Genomic DNA, 23,466 nt, shown 5'->3' with positions numbered 1-23,466 from the left:
CAATCAATCAACATTTGAATGAGAAGAAATCCGAATTTTCCTTTTGCACCAGCAAAATTTCCATTATTCTATGGCTGGGTAAGTATGGCTGCCGGTACTATTGGCGTACTTTGCAGTATTCCCGGACAAACCATTGGAGTTTCTGTCTTTACCGATTATTTAATTGACGAATTGCAATTGAGCAGAGATGTGCTGAGCACTGCTTATTTAATCGGAACCGTAGCGAGTTCTACCCTATTGACCTATGCGGGTAAAATATACGACAAATTCGGAGCAAGATTTACTGCCATTATTGCGGCATTAACCCTTGCCATTACGCTAATGCTATTTGCTGCTTCAACAGGCATAGCAAGCGGATTATCAAAAGCCTTCAGCATTAAATATTCTGTGGTTTCATTTGCAATGGTATCCATCTTCTTCTTTCTATTGCGCTTTTCGGGACAAGGGGTATTAACTCTTGCATCGCGCAACCTTATCATGAAATGGTTCGACAAACGCAGAGGTTTAGCCAATAGCATTTCCAGTGCCATTCAATCCTTTGGTTTTGCAGTTGCACCTTTGTTTATAGCCATGCTAATTGGTGAATTCGATTGGAGAAGCGCATACCAGATATTGGCAATATTAACCCTTTTGTTCGTGCTTTTTGCATTTATCGTTTATCGAGATAATCCTGAAGAATGTGGTTTAATACCAGATGGAAAAGTACTTGAAGTAAAATCGAAGAACAACACTTCTTTTACACCCAAAAGAGACTATACTTTACCCGAAGCTCGCAGCACATGGGTATTTTGGATTTTTGCCCTTGCCTTATGCTTTAGCGCTTTCTTTGTTACAGGTTTTACATTTAATGTGATCTCTATATTCGATTCATGCGGTTACTCCGAGCAAAAAGCCCTAAGCGTATTTATACCCACATCTATCGTTTCTATTATCACTGCCTTTGTGGGAAATATTCTTAGCGATTATACACGATTGCAAAAACTTTTATTGGTGTATTTAATTGGATGTTTGTTATCGGCACTTGGCGTGGCAATTCTTAATTATCCTATAGGATACTACATTTTAATATTTGGCAATGGTGTTATGGGAGGATTATTTGCAGTATTGGCATCGCTTACCTGGCTCGATTCTTCGGGCGCAAGCATTTGGGAGCTATTAGCGGATTATCCATGTCGCTTATTGTTTTTGCCAGCGCAATTGCTCCTTTGTTCTTTAGCAGAATTTATACACTTACCGGAAATTACTTCCTTGCAGGATATATTGGTGTGGCACTCGTAGTGATTCTTCTCCTTCTATCAGGAAAAGCAAAGAACCCGCAGTTAAATTAACTGCCTGTATTTTAAAGTCATTTGTAAAAATGAAAATAGCGCAAAGAAGTATTGAATCTATGCGCTATTTGTATGTAAAATCTTAGCGTTCTTTTCGTAAAACGCTCCTATGTGATACTTTATTTCTTCAAATTCACTACCAATCGATTAACGGGAATCAAATCGAAATCCCCAAATTGTTCCGCCTCGTAATGCCTGATAAACTCTTTATTAATCATGAAGATTTTGCTGTTGTAGGTATCCTGAGGATAGGTATTCTCTGCATGAAAGTCATCAAAATTGGTAAAGTTTAGCGGACAAGCCGATAACTCCCAGGCATCGCTCCCTGATTCATATATAATAGCGGAAGTCCGTGAGTTCGACAAATAAATGGACGTGATGCATAGATCTGACACAAATCATCAATCAGGAAGTTACATTCCTCTGCCTCATCATCCAGTTCTCGGTATTGTGCCGGAGGATTCTTTCTCAACTCATCAAGAATCGCAAAATACTCTACTGGTAATATCTGAAAATTCATACAACACTCCGAACAACCTTTCTTACATGCCATTTGATCTTTGTGCAGATTTGCCAGTTTCTCACTCAACTCACTTACTTCATCTCTTAATTGACGATACTTTGCCAATTCTTCTCTTGCCTTTTCGTTCATTTCTATTGGATTTTGTGCAAATGTAGAAAAAAGTATTCAACACACACCTTGAATCCCTCCCCTGAAAGGGAGACTTTGGTCGCTGCAAGCGTGCTTTTGATTACTGATAACTGTTCACTGATAACTGAAAAGGAAGAATTTCTACCAATTCAATTTTCTCAGGACTTACAGCAGCACGAATCGGATATACCTCTACTCCACTCTCGTAAGCTTTTTTTAGTGTTGCGGCATAATCAGGATCGATATCGAAGGCTGGCGTGAAGATTTCTACATCGCTGCGTTGAATTACATACACCATTACAGCGCGTTTACCTTCTGCTTTTACTCTCATTAAAGTTTCCAGATGTTTCTTTCCCCTTGTGGTTACCGCATCGGGGAAACGAGCATATTTTCCATCCTTTAAACTAACGTTCTTCACCTCAATAAAACATTCCTCATCCTCATTGCTGGCAAATACATCGAAACGGCTATCCTCGAATTTCACTTCTCGTTTTACTATAGTATAACCCTTTAAGGCTTCTATTTCCTGATTCAGCACAGCTTCATAAACCAATATATTGGGAACCGCTGTATTGATCCCTACCCAATCGCCATTGATCCTGATCATCTCCCATGTGTATTGGGTTTTACGTTTGGGATCATCAACATGGGTGAGATACACCTCCGCTCCTTCCTCCAGGCATGATTTCATACTGCCGGAATTTGAGGTATGTGCAATCACAACTTCACCACTATCCAGTTTCATATCTGTTAAAAATCTTTTGTATCGACGAAGGAATTTGCCATGAACAAGAGGCTTAGGAAATATCATAAATTAATGTTTGTACCGATTATTAATTAGTATGAGTCAATTGTTCGTTTTACTCCAAATGCCTCACTAATTATATATCGGCATGTCAATTTAATATCCCATAGTTCGCTTAGCTTACTCTGAGATTTAAATGGTATCAGAAAAATTCTACTCGAATGACAAATATATACTGATTTGAGCTACTTTTGCCTCATCAAAACCAAGAATCTAAACATGAGCAGCGAAATACTTCCTAAAATATTTATCTATAACCCAACATGCGAAATTGCCATTGCCAATGGTACAGTAAGCTATATGCCGAATAAAACACTTTCGCGATTTGAGAAGGATATAGATGTTTTGCCCATGCATTTTGCCGATGAAAAAGATGTGATTTTGGTCAATCAGTTGCCTGATCAGGAGTTTATAAAGCTTATGCAAGAAGCTGGTATTTCTTTGCCAGAATTCAAACTGTTCGAATCATCTATACAGGATAAAGACTTTGTAAAATCTACCAAAGAGAGTTTGGAACCTTGGGGATGGAGTCCAAGAATTCATCACATTTTCAAACACCTTAAAGATTCTTGTCAGCCAGAATTTAAGAATCGCCCCAATGCTGAATGGAAGGCGGATCACAAGGATTTATATAGTCGCAAAAAGGCATTGGAAGTATTGAACTTTTTTCTGGATCACACCAACAATTCTTTCTATATCGAAAAGAAACAAATTGCTAAAATATGTACTTCTGTTTCCGAAATTGAAAATCTGATTAATCAGTGGAAACAGATCGTGATTAAAGCTCCGTGGAGTTCTTCGGGTAGAGGCCTGCAAGTGCTTCGTCAGTCTCACCTAAATGATTCCATCATACAATGGATTAATGGCACCTTGGGTATTCAGGGCTATGTAATGGTTGAGCCTTTATTGAATAAGAAATACGATTTTTCTCTTCAATATTATATTGATGCCAAAGGTGAGTTGAATTATATCGGAAATGGTTTCTTTGCTACCAACAGCAATGGTCAGTATAATGGAAATAAACTAGGTGGAATGCCTACAGAAATGAAAGAATTTCTTTCTGATGATAAGATGCAACAGTTATCAGAAGACTTGAAGGAAGCTTTGATTGCTTGTGGTGTTGCGCAAAATTACTCTGGCTATTTAGGTGTTGATTGTATGCTATACAGAGATCAAAATGGAGAAATGAAACTTCAACCCTGTCTTGAAATCAATTTGAGATACAATATGGGTATTCTTGCCCTTAAACTTGACAAGCATATACATCCTGAAACCAAAGGAATATTCAAAGTACATTTTCAACCCAAATCTACTTTCGATCAGTTCCATAAAGAAATGGCAAAGAATCACCCATTGAAATGGAAGGATGGCAAATGGTTTGAAGGATATTTGCCTTTGGTGAGTTTTAATCAGAATAAGGTATTTGGAGCCTATTTGTTATTGGAGAGAAAATAATCTGTGCTTATAGTCTATTTTAACTCTTCAACTTTTCCAGACCTTCATAAAAAAGGAGCCCGAAAATCGAGCTCCTTGCAAAGACACATACTAGTTAGCTGTTATTGTAATCCTTATTAAGTCTGTTATTGCTGGATAAGTAAATCCATCATTTACTTCCATAACTGCTTTCACTTCTGTATCCCCTGTATTTGGTCCACTCTGACGTGGCGCTTGATTATTTCCTGCTCCTGGATACTCATTCACTTCGGTACCAGCATCCCATAACATCAATTGATCTGTAACATCACCCGTTACCGGAATTCCATTCTTGAATAGGTAAATTCCTTTATCTTCGAATGCAACAAACAAATCGTTCGACTGCACCAACATTGTAGCAAGATTAAAGTAATCTAGTTCGCTCGCCTCAAAAGTAAATTCATATGATTCTCCTGGGAATATTGGTGCTCCGCCACTTCCTCCAACAGGAACTGAAAATGCTCCATGTGCATTAACACCTTGTAACCCTTCTAATGAAGCATTTAAATCCGCTGGACTGCCATCCTCGGCAAGAGCTTCCAATCCATTCCCAAAATCAGGATTACCATCTTTAAACAATGGTAATCCGCCATGATTTACCACAAAAACACCTGGTGCAAATGGTGAAACAAAACCGCTATTGTCTTCTAAATACATTCCAATATCAGAGTTTCCTCCATCTTCTGCCAGGGCTTCCAACCCATTGACTGCAGCCATATTTTCCTCAAAAATTGGCATTCCTGAATTGTGCACAACCCATACACCTGGTGCTATTGGAGTTTGGAAAGCATACATATCAGATACGTTGGTAACTGTTACAGTAAATTCTGTACCACCATCATGACTTAACTCTACTTTGATCACCTGATCATTTGCCGGATAAGTAAAGCCATCAGCAACTTCTTTCACAGTACCATTTTCTGTAGTTCCTGTATTTGGTCCAGACTGACGTGGGGCTTGATTCACTCCAACTCCTGGTTCTTCGTTCACCTCTGTACCTGCATCCCAAAGCATTACTTCACTGGTTACATCTCCTGTGACAGCATCTCCATTTGCATCATAAAGCGCTAAACCTGTATCACCAAAACCATAAAATAAATCGTTGGATTGTACAAACATGGTGGCAAACGATAAATATGCACCTTTACCTGCATTAAAGGTATAGGAATAAGATCCTCCCGGACCTGCTGCATCAGTGGTTCCAGATTTAAAGAAAGCCTTTCCAGTTTGAACATTTTCTATGGTAACTGTAAAGTTTCCTGAAGCTACAGGAGGTAGAAATGTATCGTTGTCATCGTCGCAAGCAGATAAAACGAATAAGCTTGCGACTGCAAATAATAGTAAATTTCTCATAACAAACATTTTTTGGATTAATACTTTAAAACTTTAATTCAAAAGTACTTTCCTCACAATCCAAAAAATGTAAGCTGTATCACATAAAGGACAGAAAGTGGATTTTCTTATAAATTTTCTAGCCCTCGAATTCGAATTTCTTTTCTTGTGTAATTTATGATTCCATCCTGTTTTAGTTCATTAAACAGTCTGGTTACCGTCTCTCTTTTTGTGCCAATTAGATCGGCAAAGTCTTTTTGCGTCAGAAAATGATTTACAATTACCTCTGAACCACTTTCAATCCCATTCTCTTCAGCCATTTCTTTAAGAAATTCACACAAACGCGTCTTCACGTCTTTATACAAAAGAGCTTCGAACCTGCGCTCCATCTTCTTAATTCTATAGCCGATTAACTTATAAATGGACAAACCAAACTTTTCATTTTGGCGCATCAATTCATACATATCCGGAAGTTTCATTGGACACAGTTCAGTAGGTTCCATACAAGCTAAAGCATAATCATCCCTTTTCTCTTCTCCCAATAAAGCTTTCTCTCCAAAAATCTCCCCTTTACCCAAAATTGCTTTCACGATTTCTTCCCCTTCTTCGCTATAGGAAACTATTTTAACTTTCCCTTTACTCACCATAAAAATGGATTTGGAAGAATCTTCAGGAAAATATATAACATCTCCTTTTTTAAAGCCTTCAAAATGATCTTTTTGGTATTGCTTTAATTTATGTGGACATAGAATTTGAAATAGATTCACATTCTCGAAACACCAAATTGAGTTACTCATTTTATAAGTTGTTTGTGCTTTTATAATAAAGTAGCCCTCTCATAAGGATTGGGAGGGCTTCACTTTTGATCTTAATGATGGTGGTGATGTTTTTCTAACCAAAATACAAATGTGAAAAGTCATGAACTGCATTGTTCAATTTCTCAATAATTTGTAAATCGGTTGTTTGTTTGGCTTTCATTGCATACACACAGATTTCATGAAGTTTTGCCAATAATTTCTGATTCTTCTCCATTTTTTCTGCATCATCGGTAAGCTTTACACGCTGAAACATGAAGTATTGAGTGGCAATCTCCTGTAGTTTCTTAGCATGCTCTTCCTTGTTATTTACCCAGCGAACCAATTGATTGTAATTTACATTCTCCTGTGCGGACAATTCTACAATTTGTTTCATACTCTTCTCGATAGTAGTGATATGTTCGCTCATCAATACAATACGAACCGAATCGGCATATATACCACATGGAATCTCACAATGCGCAAACGCACTTTTTTGATTGCCAACCATTAAAAAGAATGCTAATACAAGTCCTAAACCCGCTGTTTTAATTAATTTCCTCATAACAACTAATAATATTTAATGATTATAAATTCTTATTTAAAATTAATCTATTTAATGAGAAATTCAAAGGCACCTAAGCATTATATGATTGCCGTAAAATTAAAAATTGACGTTTATTCGTAATTAGGCGATTTAACTTCCGCTAAACCATTTTTTAAAACTATTCACTTTTTCTCTACTTACAATCAACTCTTTATCGCAATCTGCATTTAAAATTACCTTTAAGCGAGAGTTTGAATGAACCAACACATCGTTAATTGCATTTATATTTACAATGAAAGAGCGGCTGATGCGATAAAATTGCTTTGGATCTAAAAGATCTTGCAGTTCTTCCATTTTATAATCAATAATGTACCTTTTTCCTTCATCCAATAAAATGAACACATCCCTTCCTTCAGCATAAAAAAGTTCTATACTTTCGGCTCTAAATGATTTTAACTTCTCTCCTACCTTCACCATGAATCTGGTCTTGTAATCCTTTTGAATGTTTGCCAATGCAACACTTAGTTCCTCTATGCTTTTTATGGATTGTTTGCCAAATGACTCTTTCATGCTTTCATACTTCTTAAGCGCATCATAAAGGCTATCAAAAGTAACTGGTTTTAGTAGGTAATCTACACTATTAAGCTTGAAAGCATTTAGTGCATATTCATTATATGCTGTGGTAAAAATAATTGGAGTTTTAACCTGAACTCTATTGAAAATTTCAAAACTTAAACCATCCACCAGATGGATATCTAAAAAAATTAAATCAGCTGAATTTTCAGGCTTCCAAGCCAAACTGAAGACTCTGTAATGGATTCAAATCTATCAAGCACCTTAATTTTAGGATCATATTTGTGTAATAGTCGCTCCAGTTTATCCGCAGCTAATACTTCATCTTCAATTATTATAACTTTCATTTTTAGGCTTAGTGTATTTTGTGTCAGTTAGTCTTCTATATTTATTTTTGGAATCGAAATTTGAATACGATTGTTAACTCTTTGCCATTCAAACTGAGAATCTGTGTAAAAAGTTAATGTCTTTTGTATCGACTCCTTCAATTTTTCAAACTTAGGCAATGGTATTAGTCGTTCAGATGACAAAAATCTAAATAGAATTGTTTCGTCTGAATCTTCAATTGAAATTTCCAATTTTGTATTCAAATCAACTTGCTGGCTGTATTCAATCAGTTGAATGGTTTGTAAAATCATGTTTGGAACTACATGGACATTCTTTATTTCATCCAGAGTCCAATTTACAATTAAATTATCTGAGTAATTGTAATTTCTAAGCTTTATATATTCATCGATTTTTAACTTCTCTTCTTCCAATGTTATTACTTCCGAGTATCGATTGCCAAGTATTCTTCTGTAAAATAAGGCCAGATGATCGATATACTCCTCTGCTCCTTCCACCTCGTCTTTCCTTATTAAACTTATTACACTTTCAAGTGATTCATACAAGAAATCAGGATTCAATTTGTTCTTAAACACTTCCAATTCAAACTCAATACTCTTTCTATTCAGTTCCTCTTTCTCGAGCAAGAGTGAATTTTGCCTATCCAAGAAACGAATGCTTAAATAAAACAGATGAAAAAGAATACCAACCAGTATGAATATAATAAGGAATGCAATGAGTTCGGAAGAAAATTCATTAATCCCAATCACGAACCTAAAGTAGGTTGCAAATAATACATACACCAAACCTACCGTGATTAAAAAGCTTCCAGCATAAATCACCGAAAATTTAATCAGTTTATTTCTTTTTAGAATTCTAAGCCTATCGGTTTTCAATAGCCAAAATCTGTAAGATTCAAATAAAATTGCAGTAACCGCCATCAGAAATATTAATTCTTCAGGACTAAAATTATTACTGATTTCAGCTAAACGATCAAAAATTAATAGCATTAAAAGATATACCAATATCGCAACACATGGTGGTGTAATCAATCGGTATATATTGTTGTTTAAATAATTGGTTTTCATAAGGTAAACATTAATTATTTTCCGATTGAAGTATTAAAGGCAAGCTTACTTTAAAGTGCTCATTTTTATCCAGCAGAATACTGTCATTGGTAAAATATGAATATCGTTTTTTAATATTCTCAATGCCAATTTGAAATGATTCTGGTTGCTCTCGTAATGGATTTATGTTGTTTTTAACGCACAAATAATTATTATCAATTTCTATATCAACTAACAAAGGAGATGTTTGTGAAATTAGATTGTGCTTAATGGCATTTTCAACAAGCATTTGAACAGAAAGTGGTGGAACATATGATTCCATAGCATTTTCAGGAATATTAATTTTTAATTCATAGGCCTCCTGAAATCTTACTTGCAACAAATAATTGTATGATTGAACAAAATCCAATTCCTTCTGGAGTGGGATTAACGGCCTATTGTTTTGCTTAAATATAAATCGATAACTTTCAGCAAACATTCGAATAAACTTCTCAGCCACTTCCTTATCCTTGTAAAGTAAAGATGAAATGGTATTTAAAGAATTAAATAAGAAATGTGGATTCAATTGGGATTTCAATGCTTCAAATTGTAGATTTAGCTGATTGTTCATCAGCTCCACCGATTTGATTTCCTCTTCGCGCATCTGATTGAATGAGTAGATCATGAAATCGATAATACAATACACAAGAACCACCAAAAACAGTATCAAAAGTGTCTTAAATATTTCATCATTGTATATCAACCAAAATTGAGAATAACTTAAATCACCCTTTAAAGAAATCAAGAACATTTCGGAATAAATGGCGATTAGAATCAAACCAATAATATACAAAGTTGAGCTTTGGATTAAAAAACGTATGGCGTGTCGCTGTTTCCAACTCACCAATTTATTGAGATACTTTCCAACAAATAAGGTAGAAATACCAGCCCAAAAACCAAATATTGCACTAGGCAGATATCCGGTTAACTGATATTCAAAACCAGGTAATTCCCCTACATAACTATAAAATGCAAGAATGTAACATAGCATTCCAAGTATAGGACCAATGATAATAAAGCGGAGGTTTTTATTCACGATTATGGATTTCTCTGAATTTACAATTAAAGATACGGCAATGATTTTGTCGAATTGCAATCTTTCTAAAAGAATTCGATTTATCGAGTTTTTCACCCGATAAATCGATCTTATAACATCTATTTCCTTACTTTCCTTTTGAGTAAATGGCTTTCATTACTTTGCCATATTCGTACTCTGAGCTTATTCCCTGTGTTGCTTTAATTAAAGCATCTTTAATTTCCTCATCGTCCAAATTCATTTCGTGGGTAGCTATTAGAAGAAAGCTTGCCAATTCGTAATTTGATGAAATATTTTCTGATTTGGAGATAAGTGTCAGTTGCTGCTTCTTATTTAGATTCCCTTTCATTAAAAGGGATTTATAAAATTTGCTCAATTCATAGCTTGATGAAATTTCATCAGAAGCTTTCAATAAAAAGTCAAATCGATCCTCTCCCAGTTGTTCATACTCAATCAATTGATCTAAAATCCCTTTATAAGTATAATTCGATGATATATTTCCTAACAATTCAGTGAATTCATTTAAATTGGATTTACTAATCATCTCTTCTCGAATCATTGAGTTGATGATTTGTCCCATCTCATAATCAGAAGATACAGACTCAGTAAGTTCTATAATTTTATCCACATTGCCTGATGACAATCCTTCATTCTTAATGATCGATTTAATAATCTGCGATTTTTCATAGTTGGATGAAAGCTCTTCAACTTCACTCAACAATTTATTCATTTGTGCATTTGTAAGCTTATCATCAGCAAGAGCCATCTTCATTAGGTTTGACTTCTCGTAAGATGAGCTGATATCTCCCATTGCATCAATAAAATGCGTAAAGTTTTCTTCATTAAGCTCATTTAATTTATAAACCGATTTTAAAACCTGGGAGAGTTCATAATTGGACGAAATCTCTTCTAAACTGTTAAAAAATTCAGCCGAAATCTCAGGATCCTGAATAAATATAGGGTTGTATTTTTTATAGATCTGCGACAATTCATAATCCGAATTAATTCGATATGGAAATTCTCTAAGCAAACTCTGCAATTCACTCTTATTTAGGCTATTATTCTTTAGTAAATATTTAACCATACGCGAACGATAATAATCGCTATCCGTCTCCTGTAGTTCTTTCAAAAATCCTGTAACACCAGATTTCTTGTATATTTTATTCACTCTATTTTCGAGGTCAATGCCCGAATTTCTAACAATATCCGGAAGCATTTTCTTCATCCATGCACGACCTTTAGGTTCAAAATCAACCTCTTTACTACCCTCATAATAAAGATAATTAATTGTTCCCTCATCGGATCTGATATACAACTTACGTTTCATACCGAAGCTAACCATGCTTATTTTAATGTAAGCATCATCCGACATGGCTTTTACATCTGTATAGTCTTCATTAAATTCAATATCACCATTGGTAGAGATTTTAATATTTTCAACCCGCCAATTGTTATTCTTCGTAATCACAATATCCCAATCGCCATTGCCTGCATTTCCAGCATTACATGATAATGTCGACAACATTACGACTGCCATTAGGCTTAGTAAAAATTGTAAATGTGTTTTCATATGCTTGTATATTATTTTTTGTGACTTTTATATTTTATCCTACGATACAATATTCCAAATAAAGCATACAAGAAAAAAACAAATTGACATCAACTGTAGTTTGGATGTAATGAATTGTAATAAGAAAGTAGTGGGCAAAAAAAAGCCATCTCAATTGAGATGGCCCATATCTTAAATACGATAATTCTTACATGTTCATACCACCACAAACGTGAAGAGTTTGACCTGTTACGTATGAAGACAAATCAGATCCTAAGTACACACAAGTTTTAGCAATTTCTTCTGGTGTACCACCTCTTTTCAATGGAATTTTACCAGCCCAGTCTTTTACTACATCTTCAGGTAATTTACCAGTCATTTCTGTAATAATGAAACCTGGAGCAATTGCATTAGAACGGATACCTCTAGAACCTAACTCTTTCGCAACAGACTTCGTGAATCCGATGATACCTGCTTTAGAAGCTGAATAGTTTGCCTGCCCAGCATTACCGCTAACACCAACTACAGAACTCATGTTGATGATAGAACCACTGCGCTGCTTCAACATTGTTCTTTGAGCTGCTTTAGTAAAGTTGAAAACAGATTTCAAGTTCACATTAATTACTGCGTCCCACTGCTCTTCTGTCATACGCATTAATAAAGTATCTTGAGTAATACCAGCATTGTTTACCAAGATATCAATAGCACCAAATTCTTTTACGATTTCAGCAACTACCTTATCTGTATCAGCAAAGTTACTTGCGTCAGAGGCATATCCTTTTGCTTTAACTCCGTAAGAAGCAATTTCCTTTTCAGTTTCCATTGCTTGTTCGTTGTAGAACAAATCAGTAAAAGCAACATTACAACCTTGTTTTGCAAATTCAATTGCAACCGCTTTACCAATACCACGAGAAGCACCGGTAACAATCGCTGTTTTTCCTTCTAATAACTTCATTTGAAATTCTATTTTTATTAAAAATATATTCTTTATTAAGGATGATGTTCCCGCTTCAAAAGAAGCTCAAACACCAAAATCGCTAACAAATATAAAATATTTTCAGCGATATCTACTTTTGTTTATGTCTCCTAAAAAAGAGAATATCTGTATTTGTTAAAATTCAAAACAAAATTAACTTTATTATACCACACAAGTCCAATACATTACAATCCTAATGCTAATTAATCAACGTGTAAATTTCTTCTAGAAGTTCACTTGCTTTTCCTTGAAGAAAAAAATCAGTAATTCCATCTGTGTAGTTCGATTCTTCCGTATTGATTTCGATGACTATTGCTCCATTTCGTTTGGCCTCGGTAGGAATCATAGCTGCAGGCATTACCTCTCCGGTTGTTCCAATTACCAACACCACATCAGCAGCTCTAGCCGCCTGTAAAGATTTTCGATAAGCAACTTCTGGTATATCTTCACCAAAAAACACAAAATCTGGCTTCAAAATTTTCTTGTCCTTTACACATTTGGGAGGCAATTCATCCAAATTCACCTCAGATGGAAGATAGATTTTACCGCATTGCAAACAAATCAGTTTTTGGGAATTGCCATGAAATTCATACACAATTTTTGAACCTGCCTCCTGATGCAAATTATCGATATTCTGAGTCACCACCGCTTTTAGCAACCCCTTCTCCTCTAGCTGTGCCAACACTTTGTGTGCACCATTATAGCTTGCTTTTCCAAAAAAATCATAAAAGATAGACTTTATAGCCTTCCAGGATTCAACAGGATTCAAGTGAAAATAATCTAAATCCAGACATTGGGGATCATATCTACTCCACAATCCATTTGGTCCTCTAAAGGGCGGTATTCCACTTTCAACGGATACTCCCGCACCTGTAAAAGCAATCATCGATTTTGAATTGGAGATGATATCGGCAACCTTTTGTAAATCTTCTTTCATCTTATAATAATTTTCTTGTAGCTGTAAGATGGAACTTACTATTCATAAATAATTCCCGAATAAAATTCAGAACGGGCTCTTCTCGTATGTGCTGATAGCTATCGGGGTAGTAATTATTTATCAACGAACGTTTCATGATATAATTCAATATTTTACTTGTAACAATGAATGTAAATCTCCATTCTAAAGTTACATTAAAATCCTCTCTTAAAATTTCTTTTCAAAGCTTTACTGCTGATTTGTTGATACTTACAACTAGTAACGATTTATTAACATTGCTGTAATATTCCTGTAACATTAGTGTTTTAACATTGCAGTGTGAAAAGATACAAGTTAGTCTTTTATATACTATGTAACGTATCAAATCAGATTTTAAAATATTAAAAAAATAAGAATAATCGTTTTTAAAACTAAAATTTAAACCAGAATGAAAAAATTTCAATTGCTTTTTACTGCTGTTATTGCAGTTGCCCTAATGGCAAGTTGCGGAAATGCAGGTAAGGATAAAGCTGCAAGTAACGAAAAAGCTAAGACAATTACAGGTGCTGGAGCAACTTTTCCACAACCATTTTATAACAAAATATTCAAGAGCTACACCAAAGAAAAAGGTCTATTGGTAACCTATGGTGGAATTGGTTCTGGTGGAGGAATTCGAAGCTTAAAAGATAAAATTGTTGACTTTGGAGCAAGTGATGCATTCTTAAATGATAAGAAGTTAGCTGATATGCCAGGAGAAGTTCTACACGTTCCTACTTGTTTGGGAGCTGTTGTAGCTGCTTATAACTTACCAGGCAAGCCTGAGTTAAAATTTACTCCTGAATTAATGGAAGGTGTTTTCATGGGTAAGATTACCAACTGGAGTGATGCCAAAATAGCAGCTGTGAACCCAGATGTAAAATTACCAGATATGGAAATTACGGTAGTTTATCGTTCAGACGGATCAGGTACTACTTTCATCTTTAGTGATTACATGAGCAAAGTAAGTGCTGAATGGAAAGAAAAAATTGGTGCTGGTAAAGCTTTAAAGTGGCCAGTTGGTATTGGTGCAAAAGGAAACCCTGGTGTTGCTGGTACAATTAGCCAAACCGAAGGTGCTATTGGTTACATCGGATCTGAGTATGCTTTCGCAATGGGCATTCCTGTAGCAAGCATCCAGAACAAAGCTGGTAACTTTATTCATCCTTCTGTTGAATCTGTAAGTGCATCTGCAAAAGGCGAAATGCCAGCTGATACTCGTGTAAGCCTAACCAATACTGATGCTGTTGATGGATATCCTATCTCTAGCTTTACCTGGTTAATTCTTTACAAAGAACAAAACTACAACGACAGAAGCGCTGATCAAGCTGCACAAACCATCAAATTAATTGAGTGGGTTGTAAGTCCGGAAGCTCAAAAAGAAACTACAAAAGTACACTATGCTCCTCTTCCAGAAGCTGCAGTAGCTAAAGCAAAAGCAGTTCTTAATAAGGTAACTTATAACGGAAAAGCATTAAAATAAAACAATTGACTTTGGTCAAACAACGAGCTTGTCTCAACTTGTTTTCAATTAGTTCTCCAGACTATTAGCTGATACAAGCTCGTTCTTCTATTACACTGAATCGTTCAAATCTTATGAACAGCGAAAAAATCTTCAAATATTTATTAGTTGGCAGCGGTATTCTTATGGTGTTAATTGCCCTGGGAATTGTTGCTACACTATTTGTTGGCTCCATCCCTTCTTTTAAAGAGTTTGGGTTTGGATTTTTATTTTCTACAGAATGGGATCCAACAGAAGGACGTGAAACCTATGGTGCTTTACCATTCATAATAGGTACTCTCCTAACATCCATTCTGGCTTTAATCATTACATTTCCATTCGCTTTTTCAATTTCCTTATTCTTAGGCGAATATTTTAAAAATGGTGCCTTGCCTTCCTTTTTAAGATCGGTAGTTGATCTATTGGCTGGTATTCCATCGGTTGTATACGGATTGTGGGGGTTTTATGCACTAAAACCATTGGTTGCAGAATTGGGTCTTAATGCACAAGGATTCGGAATATTCACATCATCGGTTATTCTAGCGATCATGATTATTCCATATGCTTCTTCACTTGGTGCCGAAGTAATCTCAATGGTTCCTGGTAGTTTAAAAGAAGCTGCTTATTCACTTGGAGCAACACGCTTCGAGGTAGTAAAAAACGTAATTGTTCCGAACGCAGGTTCTGGAATATTTGCAGGTTATATACTTGCACTGGGTAGAGCAATTGGTGAAACCATGGCAGTTACCATGCTTATTGGTAATTCCAATAATATGCCATCAGGAATTTTTGATTTGGGAAACACCATGGCCAGTTTAATTGCGAACCAGTTTGGCGAAGCAGAAGGATTAAAATATACTTCTCTTATTGAGATCGGCTTGATCCTGTTCGTCATCACCGGTATAGTAAATTATATCGGAAAATTAATCATGAAAAAATTATCGGCTTAGCCTTTATTATATAAAGAAATGAATATCTCTACAGAAATATCAGACAGGAAAATGAAGCAACGCTTGTTGAAAGACAAGATTTTTACCAATGTAATGATCTTCCTTGCTTTTCTTTCAGGTGTGCCTTTATTCCTGATTCTATACCAATTGGCAATAAAAGGATATCGTCAGTTGAACATTGGCTTTTTCTTTGAAGAAGCACCTGATACCATGGAAGCAATGGTGGCTGTTGCAAACAACGAGATTATTCCTGGTGGAATTGCCAATGGTATTGTAGGTACATTAATCATTGTTGGGTTAGCTTCATTAATCGCTATTCCGTTAGGTATTATTTGTGGAACCTATCTTGCCGAGAATGCAGGAGGAAAATTTGCAGGTTTGGTTAGGTTTATTGTTGACATGCTTCAGGGTGTGCCATCAATCGTTTTGGGGGTAATCGGTTACATCTGGATTGTTAAGCCAGTGACCAATGGTTTCTCCGCTTTGGCTGGTAGTGTTGCCTTATCAATTATGATGTTACCATCAATTGTGCGATCAACAGAGGAAACATTAAAAATGATACCAGGCACATTAAAAGAAGCTGCTTTATCACTAGGTGTTCCATATCACAAAGTGATTCTTAAAGTGATTCTACCAACAGGTATCTCAGGTATCCTAACCGGAGTAATCCTTGGGATATCACGTATTGCAGGAGAAACTGCCCCTCTTATGCTTACAGCTTTGGGAAGCACTGTTGTTAATACCAATATCACAGAGCCATCAAGTGCTGTACCTCTCTTGGTTTGGGAGTTTTATAACGATCCTAACCTGGTAAATATGATATGGAGCGCCTCCTTATTCTTATTACTATTAATCCTAGGTCTGAATTTATCAGCTAAAGCAATCGCGAAAAAATGGAAAGTACAATACTAAAACAAGTGCAAATGCCTACAGAGCAAAAATATAAAGAGAACGTCGTGATAAAGAATCCAATTGAAAATATTGAATCTCCAGTTTTAAAAATCGATGATTTGTCGGTTTCTTATGGAGGAGATAAGTATGCAATACAAAATGTATCTGCAGGTATTGCCAAAAACAAAATCACAGCAATTATGGGTCCTTCGGGCTGCGGAAAAAGTACACTTTTAAGAGCCATTAACCGCATGCACGAATTGTATCCAAATACTCACAATAAAGGTGGAGTTTATCTGGGCAATGAAAACATCTACGAACTAAATCCAATTCAATTAAGAAGAAAGATTGGTATGGTGTTTCAACGTCCAAATCCATTTCCTACCATGAGCATTTACGATAATGTAATCGCAGGTTTTAACTTGAATGGAATTAGACTAAAGAGATCTGAAAAAGATGAAATCGTTGAAAAGTCGTTGCGAGAAGTGGCACTTTGGGACGAAGTAAAAGATGCACTACACAACAGAGGAACTTTCTTGTCTGGAGGTCAGCAACAAAGATTGTGTATTGCACGCGCTTTGGCATATACTCCTGATATTATTTTGCTTGATGAACCTACTTCGGCTCTTGATCCAATTGCAACTTCGAAAATTGAAGACTTGCTGGTGAAATTGAAGAAAGACTTTACCATTGTGTTGGTAACGCACAACATGTCGCAGGCTGCTCGTATTTCTGACTACTCCATGTTTATGTATCTTGGAGAGTTGGTAGAGTATGGCAAAACAAAACAAATGTTTACCACACCTAAAGACAAGCGCACCGAAGAATATCTAACAGGTAAATTTGGTTGATACATCATCATGCCATGATTCGTTCCCGAAAGCTTTCGGGATCCTAATTATTAATTCGTAATTATATTAAAATGTCAATTAAAAAAGATAAAAAATTCGATAAGCTTCATGCTGATTTCAGCAAAATGAAATTGATCCTTCAGGAACAATTTGAGATTATGGATGAAATCGTATCATATGGTCTGGATATTATCGATGTAAAGAGGGTGGAAAAGTTTGAATCAAATGAAAACAAACTTGACAATCTTGAAATTAAAATGAGCGATAATATCATTCTAACCATGGGCTTACAGCAACCAATGGCTAGTGAATTGCGTTTATTGATATCCTATTTTAGGATGATTGGATTCATTGAGCGAATTGGTGATCAGCTAAATAACGTTTTAAGATTTATTCAGAAAATGGAGCCTCCATTTATTCCCGAAAAGCATCGCGATTCGTTGTTAAACATGTTAGCAATTAGCGAAAAAATGGTACGTAAGGCTTTAATTTCTTTTGAGGATAGCGATATGGAATATGCTATTTGGACCATTAAAAATGATGAATTTGTTGATGAAATGAGATACGATCTTATGAAACGAATGGTAAAAAAAGAAACTCCGGAAGGCGTTGACCAGCATGACATCTATAATCTACTAAACTTTGGAAACATTTTAAGTAGCATTGAAAGAGTTGCAGATAATGCAACCAATATTGCCGAAGCTTCCATTTACTATCAACAAGGCATTGACTTGCGTCACAAAGATATATCTGAAGAGGAGTAAATGGTAATCAGTGATCAGTAACCAAAGATTAGTGGCCTATTACTCCTAATCCATAAACTCTATCATCTCTCTGGGAACTTTCAAGATCTGAATACTTAAACACTTTACTAAAAATAAATAAGCTTAAAAAACCCCCAGAAAGATTTCCAAAAAATGAAGGATTTAAAGATATTAGTAGTCGATGATGAAGAGGATTTGTGTGAAATCCTGCAATACAATCTCCAACAAGAAGGTTTTCAGGTGGATACTGCCTTTTCATCAGAACAAGCATTAAAACTAGATTTGAGCGAATATGATTTCTTTCTGTTAGACATCATGATGGGAGAAATATCAGGTCTGGAATTGGCTAAAATTATTCGTCGTAATCCCGATTTGGCAGATAAACCAATACTGTTTATCACTGCCAAAGGGAGTGAAACGGACAAATTGCTTGGATTTAAAGCTGGTGCCGATGATTATGTCGCAAAACCTTTTTCCGTAAAGGAAGTTATTGCCAGAATTCATGTAATTTGCAAACGTGTTTTCTCTGAATCGAAAAACGAATCAAATTTTGAATATGAAAAATTGAAATTGATTCCAGAATCGAAGCAAGTTACGATCAACAATATTGATGTAGGTTTAACCAAAACAGAGTTTGAAATTTTACACCTGCTTTTAAACCATGCAGGAAGAATTTACTCTCGTGATGAAATCATGAATAAAATTTGGGAGAACGACACCTTTGTAGGCGATCGAACTGTTGATGTGAATGTACGACGAATCAGAAAAAAAATTGGAGAATATCACAATTTAATTAAAACCAAATCGGGATATGGATATTATTTTGATCCCGTGAAACAATAGTTAATTCGTTTTTATACATGACAACAAACTTTCCTAACTCTGGATCAAAATACAAGAAGCGTTTATTTGTCTACTTCTTTTTGATAGTGTTGATTTTTTCTATGCTAATTGGTGGCTTCCAATACAATCAGGAAATTGCCTACCGAAGAGAAAAATTAGAATATGCGCTGAATATTTATACCGAGCAGGTTCAAGAGTTGATCAAACAGAAAGACTTAATCACCAAAAACGAATTTGCAGAAGTTGATTCATTAAGAAGCTTAATGCCTGACCACAATATACGATTGACCGTAATTTTGAGGGATGGTAAAGTTGTTTATGATTCTGATGTTGAAGACATAACCAGACTTGACAACCACATTCATCGACCGGAAATTCAAAAGTCGATTTATAGCAATAAAGGAAGTAACATCAGGTTATCGGGCTCAACAGGACAAACTTATTATTATTATTCAAAGCATTACTACACTCACTTTGTAAGGGCAGCTCTTCCCTACAACGAGAGTGTAGTTTCTTTTTTAAAGGCCAATAAACTGTTTTTCTACTTCCTAATCGCATTGTTTGGCGTAACCATAGTGTTCTTGCTTTATGCAACACAGCATTTTGGAAACTCCATTGCCAAACTTCGAAAATTTGCAATTAACGCGGCCAAAAACAGACCAATTGATCCAAGTGAGAATTTTGGAAAAACCGAACTGGGCGAAATCAGTCATCAAATTGTAAAAATTTACAATAAGCTTAGAAAAACCAAAGAAGATTTGGTTAAGGAGAAGGAAAAACTAATTATGCACCTGCAGATTGCCCAGGAAGGTGTTGCAGTTTTCGACAAAGACAGGAATTTAATCCTTTGGAACAGCCATTTCATTGATTACATCAATTACCTGTCCAACATTTCAACACATAACTACCAGGAAATATTCGAATTGCCTGAATTGACAGAGATTAATGATTTTATCACAACAAACATAAAAAATCTGGAGAAGAACTACATTCCCAATGTTGATATTATTAGCTCTAAAAATGTAGTTACCGTTGGCCATAAAATGTTTCTTTACCAGGTTGTGGTTTTCCATGATTGCAATTTCGAAATCTCGATTAACGATATTACCAAATCGGAAAACGAAAAAACCATAAAGCAAGAAATGACCCTGAACATTGCGCATGAGTTAAAAACTCCTGTTACAGCAGTTTCCGGATTTTTAGAGACCATTAAAGATAATCCGGAAATGCCTGAGGATAAGAAAATCCTTTTCATTGAACGATCCTGTGTGCAAATCAACAGATTATCGAATTTAATTCAAGATATTTCGGTGCTTACCAAAATGGAAGAAGCACAACAATTGTTTACCATTGAGAATGTAGATATTGGCAAATTGTTAAATGAAATGTTGGATGATTTTGAATTGAAATTGAACCATGCCAAAATGAATATCAATCTTCATATTCCTCAGGATTTAACCATTAAAGGCAATTCTGAGTTGTTGGATTCTGTTTTTAGAAATCTAATCGATAATTCGATAAAATATGCCGGAGAAGGAAGCTCAATAGAAATTAGAAACTATTTTGAGGACAACAATTACCATTACTTCTCTTATCATGACAATGGAATTGGAATTTCGGAGGAACATTTGCCAAGAATTTTTGAACGTTTCTATCGTGCCGATAATGGCAGATCCAGAAAAATGGGAGGCACAGGTCTGGGCTTGTCCATTGTTAAAAATGCCGTTGGATTTCATAAAGGACGTATTTTTGTAAAAGCACGAAAAGAAGGCGGTACAGAATTTTTCTTCTCTTTAAAGAAGCAGTTATCTTAAAGTCAAACTGTTCAACAGTCCAACAGTTCGACAGTTCGACAGTTCGACTATAGGACGGTTAGACTGTTATACTTTTAGACTATTGAACTGTTGGACTATTAGACTTTATCCTTATCTTCAAGCTTCATCAAACTACAAAAGTATGTACAAAGCAAATGAAGATAGGTATGAAAATATGCCTTACCGAAGATGTGGAAGAAGTGGATTATTGCTACCTGCCATTTCCTTAGGATTATGGCATAATTTCGGACATGTAGATCTTTACGACAATTTCAAGCAAATACTATTTAGAGCATTCGACAGAGGAATTACGCACTTCGATTTGGCCAACAATTACGGTCCGCCTCCAGGTTCGGCCGAAGAAAACTTTGGAAAGATCCTACGTGAACACCTGAGTCATTACCGCGATGAAATGATCATTTCCACCAAAGCAGGATATCACATGTGGTCAGGCCCATATGGTGATTGGGGATCACGCAAGTATTTGATAGCAAGTCTTGATCAAAGTTTAAAGCGAATGGGTTTGGATTATGTGGATATCTTCTACTCTCACCGACCAGATCCCAATACACCACTTGAAGAGACCATGATGGCTTTGGATCATGTGGTACGACAAGGCAAAGCTTTATACGCAGGAATTTCTAACTACAATGCAGATCAAACTCGTGAAGCAGCTAGAATATTGCGTGAATTGGGTACTCCTTGCCTGATTCATCAACCTAGATATTCGATGTTCGATCGTTGGGTTGAGGATGGATTGCTGGATCAGATCGAAAAGGATGGAATAGGTTCAATCGTCTTCTCTCCACTTGCCCAAGGATTGCTTACCAACAAATACCTTAAAGGGATTCCGGAAAATTCACGAGCTGCCAAATCTCACGGATTCTTGCAAAAAGAACAGATTACCGATAAGGTAATTGATAAAGTAAAAGCCTTAAACCAAATGGCAGAAAAAAGAGGACAAAGCCTGGCACAAATGGCCATTGCATGGCTATTGAAAGATGAGCGTGTAACTTCTGTTCTGATTGGTGCAAGCTCTGTTTCTCAACTCGATCAGAATATTGATAGTGTAAACAACCTAGACTTTGAGATTTTTGAATTGGAAGAAATTGAAGAAATCTTAACGATTGAGATCTAAGTACAGATAATTAAATGGTAAGCCTTTTGATTTGCAATCTGTCATTTATAGAATGTATTGAATGCACTTTCCATTTATTTCATTTTTAAGACTCTTTATGATTTGGAGTGGGTAATTCTTTAGATTCATTATTATATACCTTTTCCTTGTTACATTCACCAAAGTGGGCATTGGAAGGTCAAGCTGATTAGACACAGAAAAATTTTTAGTAAGACGGGGAAGCTGAGAACTTGTTCGAAGATCACCCCACCGCACTTAAATTTTTCAAGTATAAATAGTTTGAGCTTACACGCCCTAGATTTTTTGCATCCTTTTTCATCAATGGAAAAAGGGTGAGCCATGCGGCTCGAGCAAAGCGAAGTTAAACTAAAGAATTGTAGGATAATTTGTTCAAATAATGATTGATTTATTTACCCACTATATTCTATTAGTACCACTTTTATTTACTAAACAATAATTTTTTGACCTCAAACCCAAAATTTTTTGACCTCGATCGTGGTTCTACCCACGCTTGAGGTTAAATTTTAGGAGTAAGTGTGGTTCGAGGCACAGTTTGGACCAAACTTTTTAACAAATAGGTGGGTAAAGACACATTCCGTGTTAAAATTTTTAATTGAGACTGTGTCTTTTTTAAGCCCAAGTGTGTCTCGAACCACGATAGGTGGTGTCTTTTTTAAGCACAAACGTGTCTCAAATGACGATAGGTGGTGTCTTTTTTAACAAATACTCACATTTCTATACATTTTCTGGCTAACTGGATATACCTACTAAGTTAATCCAAACACAATGTCCTTGAAGCATTGGATATTGCTACACCTCTATTATCATGAAATAAATTTATGTATGAAAATTATTTGTTGATTGGTACTTTTTTGTTAATTTCAAACTTGATTTATTGTACAATTAAAATAATTGCCATATGAAATTATTAAAACCCTACGTAAATTTGATCAGGTCAGCATCAAATGGAGTTTACACACTTAATTCGGTAGTATCGGTACCAAAAGGCTATGCTTTAAATACGCTTAGCCAAGGAGAAATTGAAAAAGATGGACAAAAGCTTTGGGCAGTTACTGCAACCATAACCTCTAATGGAAGTGTTGGAACAGAAATCGCTGAATTCTCAGTGCCATTGGAACAAGGTCCAACCGATGAAGTTAAAACAGTGAGTATGGTAATGGTGGATACCGCATTGATGGCCAATCCTACAGAAGACAATAGCACTGATGTGGATTATGATGATGCTGAAGAATTAATGTAATCGTTA

General features: G+C 35.7%; 22 protein-coding genes. 11 read left to right on the top strand and 11 right to left on the bottom strand.

All coding sequences use genetic code 11. From position 1 onward, the window contains the following. Positions 1-18 precede the first annotated feature (18 nt). On the top strand, positions 19-1,278 hold the full coding sequence (locus JCM15579_RS07880) for an MFS transporter (protein ID WP_054718238.1): 1,260 nt from the start codon (positions 19-21) through the stop codon (positions 1,276-1,278). Positions 1,279-1,617: 339 nt separating this feature from the next. Here the strand turns inward: JCM15579_RS07880 and JCM15579_RS07875 are convergent, their stop codons facing one another. Then, entirely contained in the window at positions 1,618-1,980 is a 363-nt protein-coding gene (locus JCM15579_RS07875; RefSeq protein ID WP_054718235.1) for a YkgJ family cysteine cluster protein, read from the bottom strand. Positions 1,981-2,080: 100 nt separating this feature from the next. Next, positions 2,081-2,791, bottom strand: a complete 711-nt coding sequence (sfsA, locus tag JCM15579_RS07870; protein ID WP_054718233.1) for a DNA/RNA nuclease SfsA — start codon at positions 2,789-2,791, stop codon at positions 2,081-2,083. A gap of 213 nt (positions 2,792-3,004) precedes the next feature. Between sfsA and JCM15579_RS07865 the strand changes: the two genes are divergently transcribed. Next, positions 3,005-4,240: a hypothetical protein gene (locus JCM15579_RS07865; protein WP_054718230.1), complete on the top strand. Its 1,236-nt coding sequence runs from the start codon at positions 3,005-3,007 to the stop codon at positions 4,238-4,240. Positions 4,241-4,330: 90 nt separating this feature from the next. Here the strand turns inward: JCM15579_RS07865 and JCM15579_RS07860 are convergent, their stop codons facing one another. The 9 genes from JCM15579_RS07860 to JCM15579_RS07820 form a co-directional block, all read right to left on the bottom strand. Then, positions 4,331-5,611, bottom strand: coding sequence for a spondin domain-containing protein (locus JCM15579_RS07860; protein WP_157471391.1), 1,281 nt, complete (start codon positions 5,609-5,611; stop codon positions 4,331-4,333). A 107-nt stretch (positions 5,612-5,718) separates the two neighbouring features. Further along, complete coding sequence (locus JCM15579_RS07855) at positions 5,719-6,387, bottom strand: Crp/Fnr family transcriptional regulator (RefSeq protein ID WP_054718225.1); 669 nt, start codon at positions 6,385-6,387, stop codon at positions 5,719-5,721. A gap of 94 nt (positions 6,388-6,481) precedes the next feature. Continuing rightward, on the bottom strand, positions 6,482-6,949 hold the full coding sequence (locus tag JCM15579_RS07850; protein ID WP_054718222.1) for a superoxide dismutase [Ni]: 468 nt from the start codon (positions 6,947-6,949) through the stop codon (positions 6,482-6,484). Between the two features lie 132 nt (positions 6,950-7,081). After that, complete coding sequence (locus tag JCM15579_RS07845; RefSeq protein ID WP_054718219.1) at positions 7,082-7,729, bottom strand: LytR/AlgR family response regulator transcription factor; 648 nt, start codon at positions 7,727-7,729, stop codon at positions 7,082-7,084. Between the two features lie 149 nt (positions 7,730-7,878). Beyond that, positions 7,879-8,916, bottom strand: coding sequence for a histidine kinase (locus tag JCM15579_RS07840; RefSeq protein WP_054718216.1), 1,038 nt, complete (start codon positions 8,914-8,916; stop codon positions 7,879-7,881). 10 nt (positions 8,917-8,926) lie between these two features. Beyond that, positions 8,927-10,066 (bottom strand): sensor histidine kinase, encoded by a 1,140-nt coding sequence (locus tag JCM15579_RS07835; protein ID WP_172677396.1) that lies wholly within the window; start codon positions 10,064-10,066, stop codon positions 8,927-8,929. A gap of 31 nt (positions 10,067-10,097) precedes the next feature. Next, on the bottom strand, positions 10,098-11,540 hold the full coding sequence (locus JCM15579_RS07830) for a hypothetical protein (protein ID WP_157471389.1): 1,443 nt from the start codon (positions 11,538-11,540) through the stop codon (positions 10,098-10,100). Positions 11,541-11,727: 187 nt separating this feature from the next. Continuing rightward, complete coding sequence (gene fabG, locus JCM15579_RS07825; protein ID WP_054718206.1) at positions 11,728-12,474, bottom strand: 3-oxoacyl-[acyl-carrier-protein] reductase; 747 nt, start codon at positions 12,472-12,474, stop codon at positions 11,728-11,730. A 220-nt stretch (positions 12,475-12,694) separates the two neighbouring features. Further along, positions 12,695-13,432, bottom strand: coding sequence for an SIR2 family NAD-dependent protein deacylase (locus JCM15579_RS07820; protein ID WP_054718203.1), 738 nt, complete (start codon positions 13,430-13,432; stop codon positions 12,695-12,697). Between the two features lie 427 nt (positions 13,433-13,859). Between JCM15579_RS07820 and pstS the strand changes: the two genes are divergently transcribed. From pstS to JCM15579_RS07775, 9 genes are all read left to right on the top strand, one after another. Beyond that, positions 13,860-14,930 carry a phosphate ABC transporter substrate-binding protein PstS gene (gene pstS / locus JCM15579_RS07815; protein WP_054718200.1) on the top strand — a complete coding sequence of 357 codons (1,071 nt, stop codon included), beginning with the start codon at positions 13,860-13,862 and terminating at the stop codon, positions 14,928-14,930. Positions 14,931-15,043: 113 nt separating this feature from the next. Next, positions 15,044-15,898, top strand: a complete 855-nt coding sequence (pstC, locus tag JCM15579_RS07810) for a phosphate ABC transporter permease subunit PstC (protein ID WP_054718197.1) — start codon at positions 15,044-15,046, stop codon at positions 15,896-15,898. A gap of 18 nt (positions 15,899-15,916) precedes the next feature. Next, positions 15,917-16,810: a phosphate ABC transporter permease PstA gene (gene pstA, locus JCM15579_RS07805; protein ID WP_083464593.1), complete on the top strand. Its 894-nt coding sequence runs from the start codon at positions 15,917-15,919 to the stop codon at positions 16,808-16,810. Positions 16,811-16,821: 11 nt separating this feature from the next. Then, on the top strand, positions 16,822-17,640 hold the full coding sequence (gene pstB / locus JCM15579_RS07800; RefSeq protein WP_177326917.1) for a phosphate ABC transporter ATP-binding protein PstB: 819 nt from the start codon (positions 16,822-16,824) through the stop codon (positions 17,638-17,640). A gap of 71 nt (positions 17,641-17,711) precedes the next feature. After that, positions 17,712-18,404, top strand: a complete 693-nt coding sequence (locus tag JCM15579_RS07795; RefSeq protein ID WP_054718194.1) for a phosphate signaling complex PhoU family protein — start codon at positions 17,712-17,714, stop codon at positions 18,402-18,404. Between the two features lie 153 nt (positions 18,405-18,557). Further along, positions 18,558-19,247, top strand: coding sequence for a two-component system response regulator PhoB (phoB, locus tag JCM15579_RS07790; protein ID WP_054718192.1), 690 nt, complete (start codon positions 18,558-18,560; stop codon positions 19,245-19,247). Between the two features lie 17 nt (positions 19,248-19,264). Further along, positions 19,265-21,061: an ATP-binding protein gene (phoR, locus tag JCM15579_RS07785; protein ID WP_054718189.1), complete on the top strand. Its 1,797-nt coding sequence runs from the start codon at positions 19,265-19,267 to the stop codon at positions 21,059-21,061. A 142-nt stretch (positions 21,062-21,203) separates the two neighbouring features. Continuing rightward, positions 21,204-22,199 carry an L-glyceraldehyde 3-phosphate reductase gene (gene mgrA / locus JCM15579_RS07780; RefSeq protein ID WP_083464592.1) on the top strand — a complete coding sequence of 332 codons (996 nt, stop codon included), beginning with the start codon at positions 21,204-21,206 and terminating at the stop codon, positions 22,197-22,199. 919 nt (positions 22,200-23,118) lie between these two features. Continuing rightward, the gene (locus JCM15579_RS07775) at positions 23,119-23,460 is read left to right on the top strand and encodes a hypothetical protein (RefSeq protein WP_054718186.1); all 342 of its coding nucleotides are present in this window, start codon (positions 23,119-23,121) and stop codon (positions 23,458-23,460) included. Positions 23,461-23,466: the final 6 nt, after the last annotated feature.

Origin of the sequence: Marinifilum fragile JCM 15579 (assembly GCF_001310955.1) — a bacterium.
Taxonomy (GTDB): Bacteria; Bacteroidota; Bacteroidia; order Bacteroidales; family Marinifilaceae; genus Marinifilum; species Marinifilum fragile.
Note: the sequence above shows the minus strand (reverse complement) of the source record. Positions and strands in the feature narration are given on the sequence as shown.